This is a genomic window from Streptomyces sp. NPDC059142 (assembly GCF_042755665.1).
Lineage (GTDB): Bacteria > Actinomycetota > Actinomycetes > Streptomycetales > Streptomycetaceae > Streptomyces.
The window spans coordinates 32397-50834 of record NZ_JBHZDA010000016.1 but is presented as its reverse complement, the minus strand read 5'-3'; the positions used below and the strand labels follow the sequence as shown (position 1 = coordinate 50834).

Below are 18438 nucleotides of genomic sequence, written 5' to 3'. Positions count from 1 at the left end.
GGTCCGCCGGAGGCACGGCGCCCGCCGTGCCGTCCGGTCCCGCCGCGCCCTCGCTCACCCCCGTCTTCGTCCGGCTCAAGCTGTCCCTGCTGCGCAACGGGCTGCGCCAGTCGTCGGGCCGGACCGCCGCGTACGTCGCGACCGTGGTCCTCGTGCTGCTGTTCACGGCGGCGCAGGTCCTCGGTCTGGTGCTGCTGCGCTCCACCGCCCATGTGGGCACGGTGGTGGTGCTGCTGACCGCCGTACTGGCGCTGGGCTGGGCGGTGATGCCGCTGTTCTTCCCGAGCGGTGACGAGACGCTCGACCCGACGCGGCTGGTGATGCTGCCGTTGCGGCCCCGTCCGCTGGTGCGGGCGCTGCTGGTGACGTCGCTGGTGGGGCTCGGGCCGCTGTTCACGCTCTGTCTGCTGGCCGGTTCGGCGGTCGCGACGGCGCACGGCGCGGGCGCGGTGGCCGTCGCGGTCCTCGCCGTGCCGCTGGCGCTGCTGGTCTGCGTGGCGCTGGCGCGGGCGGTCGCGGCGGCCAACATCCGGCTGCTGACCTCGCGCAAGGGCCGCGATCTGGCGGTGCTGAGCGGGCTGGTGATCGCCGTCGGCGTCCAGTTCGTCAACTTCGCCGCGCAGCGGCTGGGCGACGCGGGCGGCCTCGGGGCGCTCGACCCGGTGACGGGGGTCGTACGGTGGCTGCCGCCCGCCGCGGCGCTCGGCGCGGTCGGCTCGGTGAGCGAGGGCGCGTACGGACGCGCCGCGGCGCAACTGCTGCTGACGGCGGGCGCGCTGGCGGCGCTGCTGTACGCGTGGCAGCGCTCGCTGGTGAAGCTGATGACGGCGCCGGACGGTTCGACGCTGGACGCCGGGCAGCCGGACCGGGCGCGCACCGGCGCGGCGGCCGGCCGGGGCCCTGGCCGACTGCTGGCCTCGGTGTTCCCCGAGGGGCGTACGGCGCCGGTGATGAAGCGCAGTCTGCGCTACGTGTGGCGGGACCCGAAAACGAAGGCGGCGTGGGCGACCTCGCTGGCGATCGGGCTGATCGTGCCGCTGTTCAACGCGGTCCAGGGCACGGGCACGATCTACTTCGCGTGCTTCGCGGCCGGCATGCTCGGCATCCAGATGTACAACCAGTTCGGCCAGGACACCTCGGCGTTCTGGATGGTCGCGCTGACGATCTCCTCGACGCGGGACGCCTATCTGGAGCTGCGGGCGCGGGCGCTGGCCCTGCTGGTGGTCACGCTGCCGTACGCGGCGCTGGTCACCGTCGCCACGGCGGCCGTACTGGGCGACTGGGACGCCCTGCCGGAGGCGCTCGGGCTCTCCTTCGCGCTGCTGGGCGCGATGCTGGCGACGGGCGCCGTGGCCTCGGCGCGCTTCCCGTACTCCATCCCCCAGGACAGCGGCTACAAGAACGTCGCCCCCGGCCAGGCGGGGCTCGCCTGGATCTCCATCTTCGGCGGCATGCTCGGCGCGGCCCTGCTCTGCGCACCGGTGCTCGCCCTGACGGTCTGGCTGCACATCACGGACCTCGGCGACCGCACCTGGCTCCTGCTCCCGGTGGGCGCGGTCTACGGCGCGCTGATCGCCCTCGGCGGCCTGCGTCTGGCGGCCCCCCGGACGGCGAGGCGCCTCCCGGAGATCCTGGCGGCGGTCAGCAAGGGCTGAGGGAGGCGTCCCGGCGGGGCGGTACGGGCCCGCCGGCCGGGAAGCCCCGGGGGCAACCGCCGGGAGCCGCCCCTCACCCCGTCAGAACGCCCTCCAGGAACGGTTCGATCGCCGCCCGCCAGGCCTCCGGGCGGTCGTAGTGGACGAGATGGCCCGCGTCCAGGACCTCCGCGTACCGGCCCCGGGGCAGTACGCGGACCATTTCCTGGGCCTCGGCCCTGCCCAGTTCGCCGTCGAGCCCTCTGACCACCAGCGTGGGGCACTGGACCTGGGCCAGTTCGTCCCAGTGCGCGTCGTGGACCCAGGTGTCGCGGGCCGTCATCATCTGGCGGCGGGAGAAGACGGGGCGCCAGCCGTCCGGGCGCTCGGTCATGACCTCCGCGAAGAACTCGCCGCGGGCCGGGGTGGGGCGCTCCAGCCAGGGGTCCTCCTCGCCGAACCACTTCCGTACGTCCGCGAGGGACGCGAACGGCACCGGCCAGGACCGGAACCAGTCGCCCCACTCCCGCTGCGAGGCCGCGCCCAGGGCCGCGGCGCGCATGTCGCATATGACCAGGGCCCGGACGAGATCGGGGCGCCGGGCGGCCAGTTGCCAGGCCGTGAGCGCGCCCATCGAGTGGCCTATGAGCGTGACGGGCGCGAGGCCCAGCCGCTCGATCAGGGTCTCGGCGTCGCTCACGTACGCCTCACGGGTGAAGGGGCCCTCCGGCGGCTTCTCGCTGTGGCCGTGGCCCCGCTGGTCGAACGCGACGACCCGGTGCCGGGCCGCGAGCCAGCGCGCCGTGGCGTCCCAGTGCGAGGCGCGGCCCATCAGGCCGTGCAGCAGTAAGACCCCGGAGCCGTCCGCCGGGCCGGGTGCCCCCGCTCCGGGCGGATCGGCGAACTCCCAGGCAGCGAGACGTACGCCGTCCGCTCCGGTCACATCGATACGCCGCACCATGCGTCCCGGCACCCCCTTCGGTCCCACCGACTCGCTCACGAACACGGGGTTCGGATCCCGGACCGACCGGTCCCGGCCCTCACCCCGCCAGGCTATCGAACCTTTATTCGAACACGCGGTCCTGGTGTGCAACACCGCTCTTTCGAGTGACCACACACCAGGATTGCCGGACGACCCTCAGGGGAGATCTTCTCCGGGAGGCGGGCCGCTCGGGGATGAGGGCCCGCCGGGGACGACCCTGGGAGCTCGGGGCTCCGGGTCGGCGTGGGGGCGGCCGGGCTCCGGTGCCGTGAGGCGCCGGGGCCCGGTGGGCGCACTCCGGCCGCGAGCGCGCGCGGCCACCGGCCCACGCCGTCGTACGAGCAGATCACGCCACGCATCAGCCGCTCCCTCCCCCACCGCCGCGGACGTTCCCCCCGTCCGCCGGCGTCACACCCGGGCGCCCTGCGGCGCCCTCACCGGCCGTTCCCCGGTCCGCGCTCCACCCGCCGCGACCGGGTCCGCCGGTCTCAGCGCTTGGCGACGAAGACGTGCGACGCCACCTCGGACTCCAGCTCCGCCGCCTCGCCACTGCTCCCTACCAGTACCCCACCCGGCGACTCCGTCACACTCACCACAGAGCCGGGCTGCACGCCCGCGCGCCGCAGGGTGTACATGAGCTGGGCGTCCGTCTGGATCGGCTCGCCGATCCGGCGTACGACGACGGTCTTGCCCTCGGCGCCGGGATCCAGCTCCGCCAGGCTCACCATCCCCGCGTCGAGGAAGGGGTCGGCCTCGGCCTTCTCCCCCAGCTCCTCCAGCCCCGGGATCGGGTTCCCGTACGGCGACTCCGTCGGGTGGCGCAGCAGTTCGAGCACCCGGCGCTCCACCGCCTCGCTCATCACGTGCTCCCAGCGGCACGCCTCCGCGTGCACCTGCTCCCACTCCAGGCCGATCACATCGACCAGGAGGCATTCCGCGAGCCGGTGCTTGCGCATGACGCGCGTCGCCAGCCTGCGGCCCTCCTCCGTCAGCTCCAGATGCCGGTCGCCCGCGACCTGCACCAGACCGTCGCGCTCCATGCGCGCCACGGTCTGGCTGACCGTCGGGCCGCTCTGATCGAGCCGCTCCGCGATCCGGGCGCGCATCGGGACCACACCTTCCTCTTCCAGCTCAAGGATGGTGCGGAGATACATCTCCGTCGTGTCGATCAGTCCGGACATTCGTGCCCCTCGAATAAATCGTGCGCTGGCCCTGACTCAATTCTGACGCATGCCACCGACAAGCGTGCCTCGCAGGAGAGCACAGTCCTTGCGACAGTCGCTCGAAGGCCGCGCGTGGACCGCTCGGGCACCGGCCGGGGGGACCGGGCGGACCCGGGCCCCGCCCGGGCGGACAGCGGTGCGCACAGCGCTATTGACAGAGCAATGGTCCAGACCTCAACGTGATCCGCGGCACAGACATTCCCCCGGACATTCCCCTCCCGGGAACCCGCCCCGGACCCTCACTTCTGGAAGGGCCTCCTCGATGAGCGCGACGAGCGAGAGCAAGCCTGCCGATCAGTTCTTCGACGCGGCGATCGGACTGCTCCGGCGGGCGCGTGAGGAACAGGCGGGGCCGATCGCCGTCGCGGGCACCGCGGTGGCCGACACCGTCGCCGCCGGCGGCCGGCTCTTCGCCTTCGGCGCCGGGCACTCCTCGCTCGCCGCGCAGGACGTCGTCTACCGGGCCGGCGGCTTCGCCACCATGAACCTGCTCACCGTCCCCGGGGTCGTCGGCGTCGACGTCATGCCCGCCCCGCTGGGCTCCGCGCTGGAGCGGGTCGAGGGCCTGGCGGGCGCCGTGCTGGACTCCAGCCCGGCCGCCGCGGGGGATCTGCTGGTGATCGTCTCGCTCTCCGGGCGGAACGCGCTGCCCGTCGAGATGGCCATGAACGCGCGGGCCCTGGGGCTGACGGTGATCGGGGTGACCTCCGTGGCGTACGCGACGGAGACCCGCTCACGGCACCGTACGGGGACCTTCCTCAAGGACCACTGCGACATCGTCCTCGACAGCGGGATCGCGGTCGGCGACGCGGAGCTGTCGGCCCCCGGCGTCGAGGCGCCGTTCGCGCCCGCCTCCACGGTCGTCACCAGCGCCCTGATGCAGGCGATGATGGCCGCGGGCGCCGGGGAGCTGGCCGCGCGGGGCATCGAGCCGCCGCTGCTGCGGTCGGGCAACGTCGACGGCGGCACCGAGTGGAACGGCCGCGTGATGACCGAGAACCGGGACCGGATCTTCTACCGCCACTGACGCTCCGCCGACACCTGTTCGGCCCCCTCGGGACCGCCCACTCGGGACCACCCCCCTCGGCTCCCCCCTCGGCCCCACCCCCTCGGGACCGCCCCCTCGGCCCAAACTCCCACGACGCCGCCCGCGCGAGCTCCTCGCGCGGGCTTCGCGCGCCTCCGTACGGGTGCCGGGCCCGCCGGCCGCGGAAGCCGCCGCTCCGTGCCGTCCTCCGGCCATGACACGCCCCGGAAACAGTCTCCGGGGCGCGCCCCGGGGTCTCCGCGTCACCAATGCAACGCCCATTCGCGCGCCTGATCGGATACCCACGGGGCCCCGGACGAATACCGGGGTCTGCGGGAACCGTCCACATGAACTTCACTCGCACACACGATCCAGAACCGCCACTTTGCGTCACGAAAGGAACACTTGGCGGAATTTTGAGCTTTCATCTGGAGGTAATGTTCAGGCAAAGTAGGGGAGCCTGCGGTGCTGCATCATTGAGTTCGGCACCGGGCATCCGCGTATCCACGTATCCGTGTGAAGGAAAGGGCGAGAGTTGAGATTCCGACCGAGTCGCGCGCTCCCCCTCAGACGCGGGATCAACGCCGCCTGACCCGGTCGGCCCTTATCTCGCTCTTACTTAGTTTCACCCCCCACTGACCCGACCACACCGCGCCCCGGCAAGACCGGGGGTGCAGGAGGCAGGCCATCATGAAGTCACTCATCGACAACGCCCGCGCGTTCTCCGTCCATGTGGCGGAACGTCCCGAGGAGTTCCGAGAACTCGCCGCGGGACAGGCGCCACAGGCCCTCTTCATCACCTGCTCGGACTCCCGAGTCATTCCGTCCCTCATCACCGGCGCGCGCCCGGGTGAGCTGTTCGAACTGCGTACGGCGGGCAACATCGTCCCCTCGTACGACGAACAGCGGCCCGGCGGGGAAACCGCCACCATCGAGTACGCGCTGCGCGTGCTCAACGTCCGCGACATCGTCGTCTGCGGGCACTCGCACTGCGGCGCCGTGGGCGCCATGGTGCGCGGGGACGACCTGTCCGCCGTCCCCGCCGTGCGCTGCTGGCTGGACAGCTGCGCCACCGGGCAGCCCTCCGCCCGCGAGCTGGCCCACGCCGTGCAGCAGCACGCCGCGGCGCAGCTCGACACCCTGCGCGGCTACCCCGCCGTACGGGAACGGCTCGCCGACGGGCAGCTCTCGCTGCACGCCTGGTACTACGAGGTGGACACCGGTGCCGTGAGCAGCCACCGGCCCGAGCTGGACGGGGACTTCAGACCGCTGTGAGCACGGCCTCGGCCGCGACCTCAGCCACGGCAACCGGCCGTGGCTGGGGCCGTCGGCCATGGCCCACGCCGTGTCGTACGTCCCCGTCTCACAGCTAGGACACCCTCATGCTCACCCTCTTGAAGGACCGTGAGGTCCTCAGGCGCGACATCCTCGCGTCACTCGTCGTCTTCCTCGTCGCCCTGCCCCTCTGTGTGGGCGTCGCCGTCGCCTCCGGGGTGCCCGCCGAACTCGGTCTGGTCACCGGCATCGTCGGCGGCATCGTCGTGGGCCTCCTGCCCGGCAGCTCGCTCCAGGTGAGCGGCCCCGCCGCCGGACTCACCGTCCTCGTCTACCAGGCCGTCCAGGACTTCGGTCTGGGCGTGCTCGGCGCCATCGTCCTCGTCTCCGGGCTGCTCCAGCTCGCGCTCGGGGCGTTCGGCCTCGGCCGCTGGTTCCGGGCCATCTCCGTCGCCGTGGTGCAGGGCATGCTGGCCGGCATCGGCCTGGTGCTGGTCCTGGGCCAGGTGTACGCGATGGCCGACACCGCCCAGCCGTCCGGCGGCATCCCCAAGCTCACCGGCCTGCCCGGACTGGTCGGCGAGATCTTCACGAACGGTACGGCGCTCACCGCGTTCCTGGTCGGCGCCGGTACGGTCGCCGTCCTCGTCCTGTGGCCCAGGCTCCCCGCGAAGGTCCGCGTGGTGCCGGGACCGCTGGCCGCCGTGGCGCTCGCCACCGGCGCGACACTGCTGTTCGACCTGTCCATCGCCAAGGTCGAGGTGAAGGGCCTGCTGGAGTCCATCAGCCCGCCCGGCCTCGGTGACTTCAGCCAGCTCGGGGGCGTCGCCGTACTCGGCACCGTCCTCGCCTTCACCCTGATCGCCTCGGCGGAGAGCCTGTTCAGCGCCGCCGCGATCGACCGTATGCACGACGGACCGCGCACCGACTACAACAAGGAGCTGATGGCCCAGGGCGTCGGCAACACGATCTGCGGCGCGCTCGGCGCGCTGCCGATGACCGCGGTCATCGTGCGCAGCGCCGCCAATGTCCAGGCGGGGGCGCGCACCTCGCTCTCCCGGGTCCTGCACGGCGTGTGGCTGCTGCTCTTCGCGGCGCTGCTGCCCGCGGCGATCGGGGTGATCCCGCTGGCGGCGCTCGCGGGCGTCCTGGTCCACGCGGGATGCAAGCTCATGCCCGTGAAGGAGCTGGCCCCGCTGTGGCGGGAGCATCGCGGCGAGGCCGTGATCCTGGCCGTGACGGCGACCGCCGTGCTGGTCACCAACCTCTTCGAGGGGGTGCTGCTCGGTCTGCTGCTCGCGGTGGTCAAGACGGCCTGGGAGATCTCGCACCTCAACGTCGACGTACGGGAACTGACCGGCGGCCGGCTGGTGGTCTCCGTGACGGGGAACGCGACGTTCCTGCGGCTGCCCCGGATCATGGAGCAGCTCGAAGCCCTGCCGAAGGACCAGCCGATCGAGCTGGACCTGTCGGGTCTGCGCCATGTCGACCACGCGTGCCGTATCTCCCTGGAGAACTGGGCGCTGCGGCACAACGACGCGGAGACCGAGCCCGTCAGGATGCTGCCCCCGGTGGCGGCGGAGAACGGCGCGGGCACGTCCTGAGATACGGCGCCGGACGACTCACCCGGGTCCGGCGCCGTACCCGTCCCCCGGCCGGACATCCCTCCCGGCCGGAGCCGTACGTGTCCTTCAGCCGCCGTCCGCCTCCGTGCCCGTCAGGGCGGCGAGGTCCAGGCAGGTGGCTATCCGTACGGTCACGTCCTCCGCGTACACCGCGTCGGGCCGTTCGAACTCGGTGCGGCTCGCCCCCCTGAGGAAGGTCACCACGCCCAGCGACCTGCCGCGGCTGCGCAGCACCGTGCACAGGGCGTGGACGGAGTCCTCCGGCCACTGCCGGGACGCCGCCCACACGGGCGCGGGCACCGGCTTCGGGGCCGGGGAGCCCTTGGTGTCGCCGCCGCCTTTGGCGCCGTTCGCGCCGGTCGGCGCGCTCGCCCGCACCGAGCCCGTCCGGTCGATGGCCTGGAGCGCCGGGTGCCCGGCCGCGTACCGCACCGGTATGGACCCCGGCCCGGTCGGCGCGCTCGGCCCGGACGTGCCACCGCCCGGTGTCGCGACCGCACGGACCAGCCGTACGGGGCCGGCCGGTCCGGAGGTGAGGCCCGCCGGGCCCCGGCCCTCCGCGACCAGATCGATCAGGGCGTGGTCGGCGAAGCCCGCCAGCGCGAAGTCCAGATAGACCGTCGCCGCCTCCATCGGGTCCTCGCACTCGGCGGCCGCCCGGCCCGCGCGGTGGAGCTGGTTGCCCCGGAACCGCAGCCGGTCCGCCTCCTGCACCGCCAGTTTCTGGGCCGTCACGTCCTGGAACATCCAGCCCACACCCAGCGGGACCGGCTCCTCCGCCAGCGGCGACGCCAGCCGCAGGAAGCCGCACCGCCAGCACCGCCGCCGCTCGCCGTCCGGCGTGCGGACCGTCACCCACAGCTCGGTGACGGCGGACGGCGCGCCCTCCGACAGCACATGGTGGAGCGCGGACTCCAGCTCCTCGACACCCTGGGTGATCAGCTCGCCCAGCGGCCGTCCCAGCACGGAGGCGCGCCCGGAGCCGAGCAGCCGCGCGGCGTGGACGTTGACGACGGTGGGCCGCAGATCGACGTCGACGAGGACGACACCCCAGGACGCGTCCTCGAAGAGCGCCTCGCTGAGCGCGATGGACCGTTCGAGGTCGATCTGGTCGTGGACCTCGCTGAAAGCGCTGTACACCCCGGCGGGCTTGCCGTCCGCGCTCCGCATCCCGGACGACTGCGTACGGATGAGGACCCGGCCGCCGTCCTTGCGCAGCAGCGCGAACTCGTCGACCTGCCGGTCGGGGCCGTCCATCACGGCCATCAGCCGGTCCTGGACCTCGTCCGCGTCGGCGGTCCGTACGGCCCAGCCGGCGAAGCCGTGCCGGCCGACGGCCTCCGCCGCGGACCAGCCGAGTATCCGCTCCGCCTCGCGGTTCCAGTGCGTGATCACGCCGTCCGCGTCGAAGGCGCAGAGCGCCGCGTCCATCCCGTCGAGCAGCGCCGCGAGCAGATCGGACCCCGGCCCGTCCCGGCCGGGCGCGGCCCGGCCCGCGGCTCCGTGGCCGGTGTCCGACCCGGAATCCGACTCCGGCTCGTCCGGCCCGGGAGCACTGGTGGTCTCACTCCGAGAAGCACTCATGCTGGTACCCCCTGCGGGACGTCTCCGCCTGTGCTGCCGACTCTGCTGCCGCACCTACGATCATTCAACTCGATAGTGGCCCACCTCACACGTCGTTCCCCGAAATCATCCGCTCCGGCGGGCACGGAAACGGTCCGTTTAATTGGGTTGAGCGGTGGCGGTCCGCTTCCTAGAGTGTGGAGCACACCGAAAGGAGGTGATTCGGAAGTGATTTCTTTCCGGACTCGTGAGGTGGCTGCGGGCTGACAGCCCGACGTCGCACTCAGTGCGGAGCCGGTGAACCCGCCGGCCCAATCCACAGCAGTCACCGCCCCGCAGGCTCGCCGGTACGTCCGGCCGGCTCCTCCTCGGAGGAACCCGAGCCTGCGGGGTTCTGCTGTTGCGGAGCCTCCCGCCGCCCTCCCGCCGCCGCGGCCCCGCGGCGCTACGGCGCTACGGCGCTACGGCGCTACGGCGCTACGGCGCTACGGCGCTACGGGCAGAGTCGTTCCACCCGCCAGCCGGGCCGTCCGTCCGGGCCCTCGCCGCGGACGTAGCGCAGCCGGTCGTGGAGCCGGTTCTCGTGGCCCTGCCAGAACTCGACCGTCTCCGGAGTGACCCGGTAGCCGCCCCAGTGCGGCGGCACGGGGACCTGCTCGCCCTCCGGGTAGCGGTCGGCGAGGGCCTCGTACCGCTGGATCAGGTCCGCACGGGAGCCGATCGGGGTGGACTGGTCGCTCGCCCAGGCGCCGAGCTGGGAGCCGTGCGGGCGGGTGCGGAAGTACGCGGCCGTCTCGTCGCGGCCGGTGCGCGCCGCCGTGCCCGTGACGATGATCTGGCGGGCCAGCCCGTGCCAGGGGAAGAGCAGCGCGACCTGGCGGTTGGCGGCGATCTCCCGGCCCTTGCGCGAGGTGTAGTTGGTGAAGAAGACGAAGCCGCGGTCGTCGTACGCCTTCAGCAGCACCGTACGGGAGGACGGGCGGCCCTCGGGGGTCGCCGTGGAGACCACCATCGCGTTCGGCTCGGGGAAGCCGCAGGCCGCGGCCTCCTCGAACCAGTGGGCGAACTGGTCCATGGGCGTGGCGGCGAGGTCCTTGTCCCGCAGCGCGGTGGAGCGGTACTGCTCACGCATCGTGGCGGGGTCCGCGGAGGCGGCGGGATCTGCGGGAACGGCGGAAGCGGCGGAGGATTCCGGGGTCTCGTGAGGCACGGGATCATCCTGCCGCAGGGCCGAGTTTGCCCCGCGCGGAGGACCGCCAATCCTCGGGGGACAAAATCTGGCAGTGTGCCGGTTATCACGCGTCGCCGTGTCTTTCCGTACCGTCGAAACCCGCCAAAATCTGGGGTCAGGCCGCCCACACCCCTGTGGACCCGCCCCACCGCACCCGTCACGCCGCACACCACGCGAGGAGCCGCCCGATGCCCGACTTCGACACCTCCTTCGTCCCCGGTCTCGAAGGCGTCGTCGCGTTCGAGACGGAGATCGCCGAACCGGACAAGGAGGGCGGTGCCCTGCGCTACCGGGGCGTCGACATCGAGGACCTGGTCGGGCAGGTGTCCTTCGGCAACGTCTGGGGTCTGCTGGTCGACGGGGCGTTCGACCCCGGGCTGCCGCCCGCCGAGCCCTTCCCGATCCCCGTCCACTCGGGTGACATCCGTGTCGACGTCCAGTCCGCGCTGGCGATGCTCGCGCCCGTCTGGGGGCTGAAGCCGCTCCTCGACATCGACGAGCGCACGGCCCGGGACAACCTGGCGCGCGCCGCCGTGATGGCCCTCTCGTACGTCGCCCAGTCGGCGCGCGGCCAGGGGCGTCCGATGGTCCCGCAGCGCGAGATCGACAAGGCGCACTCGGTCGTGGAGCGCTTCATGATCCGTTGGCGCGGCGAGCCGGACCCCCGGCACGTCAAGGCCGTCGACGCCTACTGGACGTCCGCCGCCGAGCACGGCATGAACGCCTCCACCTTCACCGCCCGCGTCATCGCCTCCACCGGGGCGGATGTCGCCGCCGCGCTCTCCGGCGCCGTCGGCGCGATGTCCGGGCCGCTGCACGGGGGCGCGCCCTCGCGGGTCCTCGGCATGATCGAGGAGATCGAGCGCACCGGCGACGCGACGGCGTACGTCAAGCAGGCGCTCGACCGGGGCGAGCGGCTGATGGGTTTCGGCCACCGGGTGTACCGGGCCGAGGACCCGCGGGCGCGCGTGCTGCGGCGTACCGCGCGGGAGCTGGCGGCGCCGCGGTTCGAGGTCGCGGAGGCGCTGGAGAAGGCCGCGCTGGAGGAACTGCACGCGCGCAGGCCCGACCGGGTGCTGGCGACGAACGTGGAGTTCTGGGCGGCCATCGTGCTGGACTTCGCGGAGGTCCCCGCGCACATGTTCACGTCGATGTTCACCTGTGCCAGGACCGCCGGCTGGTCGGCGCACATCCTGGAGCAGAAGCGGACGGGGCGGCTGGTACGCCCTTCGGCGCGGTACGTGGGGCCGGGGCCGCGCAGCCCCCGGGCGATCGACGGGTTCGACGACATCCCCGGGATCGTCTGAGCACCCGGGCCGGTACGCGGGACCGTACGAGGGACCGTTTCCGGCCGGGAACGCCGGGCCGTTCAGCCCGGTGGGCCCGGCCGGTCCAGCGTCGTGTCCAGGATCCGCGCCCACTCGGCCACCACCCGCTCGCGGCGCCGCCGGTCGTCGGTCAGCAGCGTCGCGAGCCCCAGCCCGCGCGCCATGTCCAGCAGCCCCTGCACCGTCTCCCGTACCCCCGGCACGGACTCGTCCGCGCCCAGCAGCTCCACGGCGATCCGGTGCGTCTCCCGGCCGATCCTGGCCTCCAGCTCGGTGACCCGGGGCCGTAGCCGCTCCTCGTCCGAGGCCGCGACCCACAGGTGGAGCGCGGCCCGGAAGAGCGGCCCCGTGCAGAGGTCGACGATGCCCTCCACCGCCGCGCGCCGGTGTCCGGGGCCCGCCGGGACCAGGGCGCGCAGCGCGGCGGACCGTTCCTCCGCGACATGCTCCACGGCGGCCGTGAACAGGTCCTCCCGGGTCGGGAAGTGGTGCTGCGCCGCGCCGCGCGAGACGCCGGCCCGCTCGGCGACGACGGAGACCGTGGAGCCCGCCCAGCCGTACGCGGCGAGGCACTCCACGGCGGCCTCCAGCAGCCGCCGCCGGGTGGCGCGGCCCCGCTCCTGCTTCGGCCCGAGCGGCCCCGCGTCCGCCGGGTCCGGACGCTCCGGAGGCACAGAAGGCACAGAAGGCCCGGAGGGCCCGGAAGGTCCTAGAGCACCCATGCCGCGTCCCGCCGTTCGAGGAACGCCGCGATGCCCTCGCGGGCCTCCGCCGTCATGAAGAGGGTGGCGGAGCGCTGGACGAGGTCCTCCGCGTACCGGTCGAAGGCGTCCAGGACCTCGACCGTCAGCAGCCGCTTGGACTCCGCGAGCCCCTGCGGCGAGGCGGCGCGCAGCGCGTCCAGGACGGGGGCGAGCGCGGCGTCCACGTCGTCGGCCGCCTCCGTGATCAGCCCGGACTCGACCGCCCGCGCCGCGTCGAAGCGCTCCCCCGTGAGGACGTGGCGGGCGGCGGCGCGCGGCGCCATCCGGGGCAGCAGCGGCAGCGAGATCACCGCCGGGGCGACCCCGATCCGTACCTCCGTGAACGCGAAGTCGGACGTACGGCCCGCGAGCGCGAGGTCGCACGCGCCGAGCAGCCCGAGCCCGCCCGCCCGGACATGGCCGTCGACGCGCGCGACGACGGGCTTGGGCAGGGCGACGATCTGCCGCATCAGACCGACGAAGGTGTACGGGTTGGCCGGGGCCTTGAGGTCGGCACCCGAGCTGAAGGTCGTCCCGGTGTGCGTGAGCACCACCGCCCGTACGGCCGGGTCGGCGCCGCAGGCCGTGAGCGCGTCGGAGAGCTGCGCGACCAGGGGCGCGGACAGGGCGTTGCGGTTGGCGGGCGAGTCGAGGGCCAGCGTGGTGACGCCCCGGTCGTGGGCGGTCGTCACCAGCGTGCCCGGGGGCCGTGGGGCCTCCCCGGGGCGGGCGGACGGGATGTTCGGTGTCACGTGTTCTCCCTTTCGCGGTCGCGCACCGTACGTTCCCGCACTTCGCGCTCGCGCGCTTCCCGGTCCCGCAGTTCCCGTCGGAGGATCTTGCCGGACGCGGCGCGCGGCACGCCCCCGACGAACTCGACGTGACGGACCTTCTTGTACGGGGCGACCCGGTCGGCGACGAATCCCATGACGTCGGCCTCGGTCAGCTCCTCGGCGCCCGAGCGGCGTACGACGAAGGCTTTGGGCACTTCGTTGCCGTCGTCCTCGTACACCCCGATCACCGCGGCGTCCGCGATGGAGTCGTGGGTGAGCAGCAGCGCCTCCAGATCGGCGGGGGCGACCTGGAACCCCTTGTACTTGATGAGTTCCTTCACCCGGTCGACGACGAAGAGCCAGCCCCGTTCGTCGACGCGTCCGACGTCGCCGGTGTGCACCCAGCCCGCCGGGTCGATCATCGCGGCCGTCGCGTCGGGGCGGCCGAGGTAGCCCTTCATGACCTGCGGGCCGCGGAGCAGGATCTCGCCCTCGGCGCCCGGGGCGGCGTCGCGCTCCGTCCCCTCCTCGGCGGCCAGGTCGAGGAGGCGCATCTCCGTGCCGGGCAGCAGGGTGCCGACGGTGCCGGGCGGCGGGTGCTCGGCGGTGAGCGGGACGACATGGGTGCCGGGCGACAGCTCCGTCAGGCCGTACGCCTGCCGTACGGGCGGCAGGCCGAGCCGGGCCGAGCAGGCGGCGGCGAGCGACGGGGAGAGCGGGGCCGCCGCGCTCAGGACGTAGTCGAGCGAGGAGAGGTCGTACCGTGCGACGGCCGGGTGCTTGGCGAGGGCGAGCACGATGGGCGGGGCCACGTACAGGCCGTTGACGCGGTATCTCTCGACGGCCGCGAGGAACTGGTCGAGGTCGAAGCGGGGCAGGACGACGACGGTCGCGCCGTGCCGCAGGGGCGCGTTCATCAGAGCGGTCAGACCGTAGATGTGGAAGAAGGGCAGTACGGCGAGGATCCGGTCGCCGGGCCCCATCGCCATGACGGGTTCGAGCTGCGCCAGGTTGGTGGCCATCGAACGGTGGGTGAGCATCACGCCTTTGGGGACGCCGGTGGTGCCCGAGGAGTACGGGAGCGCGGCGACGTCCTCGCCGGGGTCGATCGCGATCTCGGGTACGGGCGCGGCCGACCGGGCCAGGTCGAGGACCGAGCGGTGCCCGCGCGCCCGGTCGCAGACGAAGATCTCCTCGATCCCGCCGACCAGTTCGGCCGCTCTGCGCGCCACTTCGAGCAGCGGGGAGACGGTGACGACCCAGCGGGCGGCGGAGTCGCGGAGCTGGGAGGCGAGTTCTTCCGGGGTGGCGAGGGGGTGGGCGGTGGTCACGGACGCCCCGGCGCGGGTCGCGGCGTGGAACACCGCCGGGTAGGCGACGGTGTTGGGGCTGTACAGGGCGAGGACGTCGCCCTTGCGCACCCCCGCGTCGGCGAAGGCGGCGGCGATCCTCCGGTGCACGGCGTCGAGCTGGGCGTAGGTGGTGGGAACGCCGGTCGTCCCGTCGATGAGCGCGACGGTGTCGCCGTACTCGGCGGCGCGGCCGAGCACCGCCTCGTGGATGGGCAGTTCGAGGGCCGGGACCTCCGCGTACCCGCTGCGGAACACCCGGCCCCGGTGGCCTTCCTGGACCTCGTCAACTCCGTTGAACACCATGGCGATCCCCTTCGCTACGGGTTCGGCGCGAGCCGCCGCACCGGGGTGCGGCCCACCACGCCAGGACGCCCAGAATCGCCTGTCTCAGTACGACTTGGGGAGACCCAGGGACTGGTGGGATACGTAATTCAGGATCATCTCGCGGCTCACGGGCGCGATCCGGGCCACGCGGGCGGCGGTGACGAGCGAGGCGAGACCGTACTCGCGGGTGAGACCGTTGCCGCCGAGGGTGTGCACGGCCCGGTCGACGGCGCGCACACAGGCTTCCCCGGCGGCGTACTTGGCCATGTTGGCGGCCTCGCCCGCGCCGGTGTCGTCGCCCGCGTCGTAGAGGTGGGCGGCCTTGCGCAGCATCAGCTCGGCGAGTTCGATCTCGATGTGGGACTGGGCCAGGGGGTGCGCGACGGCCTGGTGGGCGCCGATGGGCGCGGCCCAGACCTGGCGGGTCTTCGCGTACGCGACGGCGTGGTCGAGGGCGTACCGGGCCATGCCGAGCGCGTACGCGGCGGTCATCACGCGTTCGGGGTTGAGTCCGGCGAAGAGCTGGCGCAGCCCGGCGTCCTCGTCGCCGACGAGCGCGTCGGCGGGCAGCCGTACATCGTCCAGGACCAGCTCGAACTGCTTCTCCACGGCGTGGAGTTCCATGTCGATGGGGGTACGGACGAACCCTTCGGCGTCACGCGGGACGATGAACAGGCAGGGCTTGAGGGGGCCGGTCGCGCCCTGTTCCGTACGGCTCTCGGTCCGGCCGACGATGAGGGTGGCGTCCGCGATGTCGACGCCGGAGACGAAGACCTTGCGGCCGTCGAGTATCCATCCGCCGCCCTGCTCGTCCCGGCGGGCGGTGGTGGTGATCCGGTGGGAGTTGGACCCGGCGTCGGGCTCGGTGATGCCGAAGGCCATGGTGCGGGAGCCGTCGGCGAGACCGGGGAGCCACTGCCGCTTCTGGTCCGGTGTGCCGAAGCGGGCGATCACCGTGCCGCAGATGGCGGGCGACACGATCATCAGCAGGAGTGGACAGCCCGCCGCGCCCAGCTCCTCCAACACCAGGGAGAGTTCGGCGATGCCGCCGCCTCCGCCGCCGTACTCCTCGGGCAGATTCACACCGAGGTAGCCGAGCCCGCCGGCCTCGCGCCACAGGGTCGCGCGGTCGTAGTCGCGCCCATGGCGGCGGCCGAGGGCGGCGACGGCGGCGCGGAGCGCGGTGTGCTCCTCGCTCTCGGTCAGGAAACGGGGGATCGTACCGGTGCCGCTCATGAGGGATCTTCCTCCGGTGCGTCGGTGGCGGTGACGACGGCGAGCAGGGCGCCGACCTCGACCTGACGGCCGGGGACGGCGTGGAGTGCGGTGAGCGTGCCGGAGGCGGGCGCGACGACGCGGTGCTCCATCTTCATGGCCTCCAGCCAGACGACCGGCTGCCCGGCGCCGACCCACGCGCCTTCGGTCAGCCCTTCCGCGACCCGTACGACGGTCCCGGGCATGGGCGCGAGCAGCGATCCGGCCTCGGCGGGGCGCCCGGGACCGGCGAACCGGGGCCGGGCGAGCAGCCGGTACGCGCTGGTGGCGGAGTCCACATGGACCTCGCCCCCATAGGCGGCGATGTCGAAGTGGCGTACGACACCACCCACGTCGAGGCTGACACGGGCGGGCGAGACGGCGACGACCCGGAGGTCCCCGGAGGGCTCGGGGGCGCCGGCGCCCCCGTCCGGGGCATCCACACGGTCCGCGTCGTCCACACGGTCCGCGTCGTCCACACGGTCCGGGCTGCCCACACGGTCCGCGTCGTTCGCCGGCTCGACCACGAATCCGTCGCGGGTCGCCCGGTAGCGGACCTCGTACGCTCCGTACGTCTTGGTCTGCGGCGCCGACGGTACGTTCCGCCAGCCGCCGAGCCGGGCCGGGACCCCGTCGCGCAGCGCGCGGGACGCGGCGTCCGCGAGCGCGGCGGCGACGGCGGCGTGCCGGGCGCCGGGGCCGGGGTCCGGGGCGGTCAGGGCGGCCAGATGGCGGTCGTAGAAGCCGGTGTCGAGCCGCCCGGCGACGACGTCCGGGTGGCCCAGCGTCCGTACGAGCAGGTCCCTGTTGGTGACGGGGCCGTGCACCCTGGCCCGGCGCAGCGCGGTGCGCAGGCGGCGCAGGGCGGCCTCGCGGGTGGGCGCCCAGGCGATGACCTTGGCGAGGAGCGGGTCGTAGTGGACGCCGATGGTGTCACCCCCGGTGTACCCGGTGTCGAGCCGCAGCCGGGGCGGGGCGACGGCCCCGTCTCCGGCGGCGCCCTCGCCGCCCGTGGGGTCCGCGCCCGCGGAGGGGCCGGTCGCGGCCCCCGGCACCTCCAGCGCGTGGAGCCGGCCGGTGCGCGGGGCCCAGCCGTCCGCCGGGTCCTCCGCGCAGAGCCGCGCCTCCACCGCGTGCCCGCGCGGGGCCGGGGGCCGCGCCGGGAGCGCGGCGCCCTCCGCGACGGAGAGCTGGAGGGCGACCAGGTCCAGGCCGAACACCTCCTCCGTGACGGGGTGTTCGACCTGGAGGCGGGTGTTCATCTCCAGGAAGTACGGGCGGCCGTCGTCCGTGACCAGGAACTCGACCGTGCCGGCGCCCCGGTAGCCGACCGCGCGGGCGGCGGCGACGGCCGCCCCGGCCAGTTCCGTACGGAGCGAGTCGGGCAGCGCGGGCGCCGGGCACTCCTCGATCACCTTCTGGTGGCGGCGCTGGAGCGAGCAGTCACGGGTGCCGAGCGCCCACACCGTGCCGTGCGCGTCGGCGAGCACCTGCACCTCCACATGGCGGGCGCCCGTCACATACGGCTCGGCGAAGACCTCGCCGTCCCCGAACGCGGCCCGCGCCTCCGCCACCGCCTCCGTCATCTGCTGTTCCAGAGCGTCGAGTTCACGGACGATCCGCATCCCGCGCCCGCCGCCGCCCGCCGCCGCCTTCAGCAGCAGCGGCAGCTCCGCCCCGGTGGCGGCGGCCGGGTCGACGGGCGCGAGCAGCGGTACCCCGGCCGCCGCCATCAGCTTCTTGGCCCGCGTCTTCGACGCCATCGCCGCGACCGCCTCCGGCGGCGGCCCGACCCACACCAGCCCCGCGTCGAGGACCGCTCGGGCGAACTCGGCGTTCTCGGAGAGGAATCCGTACCCGGGATGGACGGCGTCGGCGCCCGCCGCGCGCGCCGCCGCCACGATCAAGTCGCCACGCAGATAGGTGTCGGCGGGCGCGGCCCCCGGCAGCCGTACGGCCGTGTCCGCGTTCCGTACGTGCAGCGCGTCCGCGTCGGGGTCCGCGTACACGGCGACGGTCGCGATCCCCAGCTCACGGCAGGTGCGCAGGACACGGCAGGCGATCTCGCCCCGGTTGGCGACGAGCAGGGACTCGATCATCTGGG

The 18438-nt window shown here is 73.5% G+C and carries 14 protein-coding genes; 5 read left to right on the top strand and 9 right to left on the bottom strand.

All coding sequences use genetic code 11. The annotated features are described in order from the left end of the window. The first annotated feature begins 26 nt into the window (after nucleotides 1-26). A complete protein-coding gene (locus ACFXPK_RS08950; protein WP_385073210.1) occupies nucleotides 27-1655 on the top strand; it encodes a transporter in 1629 nt (542 codons plus the stop codon). A 73-nt stretch (nucleotides 1656-1728) separates the two neighbouring features. Here the strand turns inward: ACFXPK_RS08950 and ACFXPK_RS08945 are convergent, their stop codons facing one another. Further along, the gene (locus tag ACFXPK_RS08945) at nucleotides 1729-2595 is read right to left on the bottom strand and encodes an alpha/beta fold hydrolase (RefSeq protein ID WP_385002682.1); all 867 of its coding nucleotides are present in this window, start codon (nucleotides 2593-2595) and stop codon (nucleotides 1729-1731) included. A 509-nt stretch (nucleotides 2596-3104) separates the two neighbouring features. Beyond that, nucleotides 3105-3797: a metal-dependent transcriptional regulator gene (locus tag ACFXPK_RS08940; protein WP_385002653.1), complete on the bottom strand. Its 693-nt coding sequence runs from the start codon at nucleotides 3795-3797 to the stop codon at nucleotides 3105-3107. Between the two features lie 304 nt (nucleotides 3798-4101). Here ACFXPK_RS08940 and ACFXPK_RS08935 point away from each other — a divergent pair, with 304 nt between their 5' ends. The 3 genes from ACFXPK_RS08935 (at nucleotide 4102) to ACFXPK_RS08925 (ending at nucleotide 7745) form a co-directional block, all read left to right on the top strand. After that, nucleotides 4102-4866 carry an SIS domain-containing protein gene (locus tag ACFXPK_RS08935; protein ID WP_385002656.1) on the top strand — a complete coding sequence of 255 codons (765 nt, stop codon included), beginning with the start codon at nucleotides 4102-4104 and terminating at the stop codon, nucleotides 4864-4866. Nucleotides 4867-5556: 690 nt separating this feature from the next. Next, nucleotides 5557-6141, top strand: a complete 585-nt coding sequence (locus tag ACFXPK_RS08930; RefSeq protein ID WP_385002659.1) for a carbonic anhydrase — start codon at nucleotides 5557-5559, stop codon at nucleotides 6139-6141. A gap of 107 nt (nucleotides 6142-6248) precedes the next feature. Further along, nucleotides 6249-7745, top strand: coding sequence for a SulP family inorganic anion transporter (locus ACFXPK_RS08925; protein WP_385073206.1), 1497 nt, complete (start codon nucleotides 6249-6251; stop codon nucleotides 7743-7745). A gap of 87 nt (nucleotides 7746-7832) precedes the next feature. Here ACFXPK_RS08925 and ACFXPK_RS08920 read toward each other — a convergent pair whose 3' ends face one another. Next, on the bottom strand, nucleotides 7833-9350 hold the full coding sequence (locus ACFXPK_RS08920; protein ID WP_385002664.1) for a PAS domain-containing protein: 1518 nt from the start codon (nucleotides 9348-9350) through the stop codon (nucleotides 7833-7835). A gap of 472 nt (nucleotides 9351-9822) precedes the next feature. After that, complete coding sequence (pdxH, locus tag ACFXPK_RS08915) at nucleotides 9823-10461, bottom strand: pyridoxamine 5'-phosphate oxidase (RefSeq protein WP_385002685.1); 639 nt, start codon at nucleotides 10459-10461, stop codon at nucleotides 9823-9825. A gap of 287 nt (nucleotides 10462-10748) precedes the next feature. Between pdxH and ACFXPK_RS08910 the strand changes: the two genes are divergently transcribed. Then, nucleotides 10749-11867 carry a citrate synthase 2 gene (locus ACFXPK_RS08910; RefSeq protein ID WP_385002667.1) on the top strand — a complete coding sequence of 373 codons (1119 nt, stop codon included), beginning with the start codon at nucleotides 10749-10751 and terminating at the stop codon, nucleotides 11865-11867. A 62-nt stretch (nucleotides 11868-11929) separates the two neighbouring features. Here ACFXPK_RS08910 and ACFXPK_RS08905 read toward each other — a convergent pair whose 3' ends face one another. The 5 genes from ACFXPK_RS08905 to ACFXPK_RS08885 all read right to left on the bottom strand — a co-directional run bounded on the left by ACFXPK_RS08905 (nucleotide 11930) and on the right by ACFXPK_RS08885 (nucleotide 18433). Next, the gene (locus ACFXPK_RS08905; protein WP_385073203.1) at nucleotides 11930-12562 is read right to left on the bottom strand and encodes a TetR/AcrR family transcriptional regulator; all 633 of its coding nucleotides are present in this window, start codon (nucleotides 12560-12562) and stop codon (nucleotides 11930-11932) included. 35 nt (nucleotides 12563-12597) lie between these two features. Continuing rightward, nucleotides 12598-13383: an enoyl-CoA hydratase family protein gene (locus tag ACFXPK_RS08900; RefSeq protein WP_385073201.1), complete on the bottom strand. Its 786-nt coding sequence runs from the start codon at nucleotides 13381-13383 to the stop codon at nucleotides 12598-12600. After that, nucleotides 13380-15059: a 4-coumarate--CoA ligase family protein gene (locus tag ACFXPK_RS08895; protein ID WP_385002675.1), complete on the bottom strand. Its 1680-nt coding sequence runs from the start codon at nucleotides 15057-15059 to the stop codon at nucleotides 13380-13382. Before ACFXPK_RS08895 ends, ACFXPK_RS08900 begins: the two co-directional genes overlap by 4 nt. 84 nt (nucleotides 15060-15143) lie before the next feature. Further along, nucleotides 15144-16316, bottom strand: coding sequence for an acyl-CoA dehydrogenase family protein (locus ACFXPK_RS08890; protein WP_385002677.1), 1173 nt, complete (start codon nucleotides 16314-16316; stop codon nucleotides 15144-15146). Then, entirely contained in the window at nucleotides 16313-18433 is a 2121-nt protein-coding gene (locus ACFXPK_RS08885; RefSeq protein ID WP_385073198.1) for a biotin carboxylase N-terminal domain-containing protein, read from the bottom strand. The genes ACFXPK_RS08890 and ACFXPK_RS08885 overlap by 4 nt, the downstream gene beginning before the upstream one ends. Between the last annotated feature and the right edge of the window lie 5 nt (nucleotides 18434-18438).

Coding starts and splice junctions, on each gene's coding strand:
- ACFXPK_RS08945 (WP_385002682.1), bottom strand. CDS start 2,595: ATGGTGCGGCGTATCGATGTGACCGGAGCGGACGGCGTACGTCTCGCT.
- ACFXPK_RS08940 (WP_385002653.1), bottom strand. CDS start 3,797: ATGTCCGGACTGATCGACACGACGGAGATGTATCTCCGCACCATCCTT.
- ACFXPK_RS08935 (WP_385002656.1), top strand. CDS start 4,102: ATGAGCGCGACGAGCGAGAGCAAGCCTGCCGATCAGTTCTTCGACGCG.
- ACFXPK_RS08930 (WP_385002659.1), top strand. CDS start 5,557: ATGAAGTCACTCATCGACAACGCCCGCGCGTTCTCCGTCCATGTGGCG.
- ACFXPK_RS08925 (WP_385073206.1), top strand. CDS start 6,249: ATGCTCACCCTCTTGAAGGACCGTGAGGTCCTCAGGCGCGACATCCTC.
- ACFXPK_RS08920 (WP_385002664.1), bottom strand. CDS start 9,350: ATGAGTGCTTCTCGGAGTGAGACCACCAGTGCTCCCGGGCCGGACGAG.
- pdxH (WP_385002685.1), bottom strand. CDS start 10,461: ATGCGTGAGCAGTACCGCTCCACCGCGCTGCGGGACAAGGACCTCGCC.
- ACFXPK_RS08910 (WP_385002667.1), top strand. CDS start 10,749: ATGCCCGACTTCGACACCTCCTTCGTCCCCGGTCTCGAAGGCGTCGTC.
- ACFXPK_RS08895 (WP_385002675.1), bottom strand. CDS start 15,059: ATGGTGTTCAACGGAGTTGACGAGGTCCAGGAAGGCCACCGGGGCCGG.
- ACFXPK_RS08890 (WP_385002677.1), bottom strand. CDS start 16,316: ATGAGCGGCACCGGTACGATCCCCCGTTTCCTGACCGAGAGCGAGGAG.
- ACFXPK_RS08885 (WP_385073198.1), bottom strand. CDS start 18,433: ATGATCGAGTCCCTGCTCGTCGCCAACCGGGGCGAGATCGCCTGCCGT.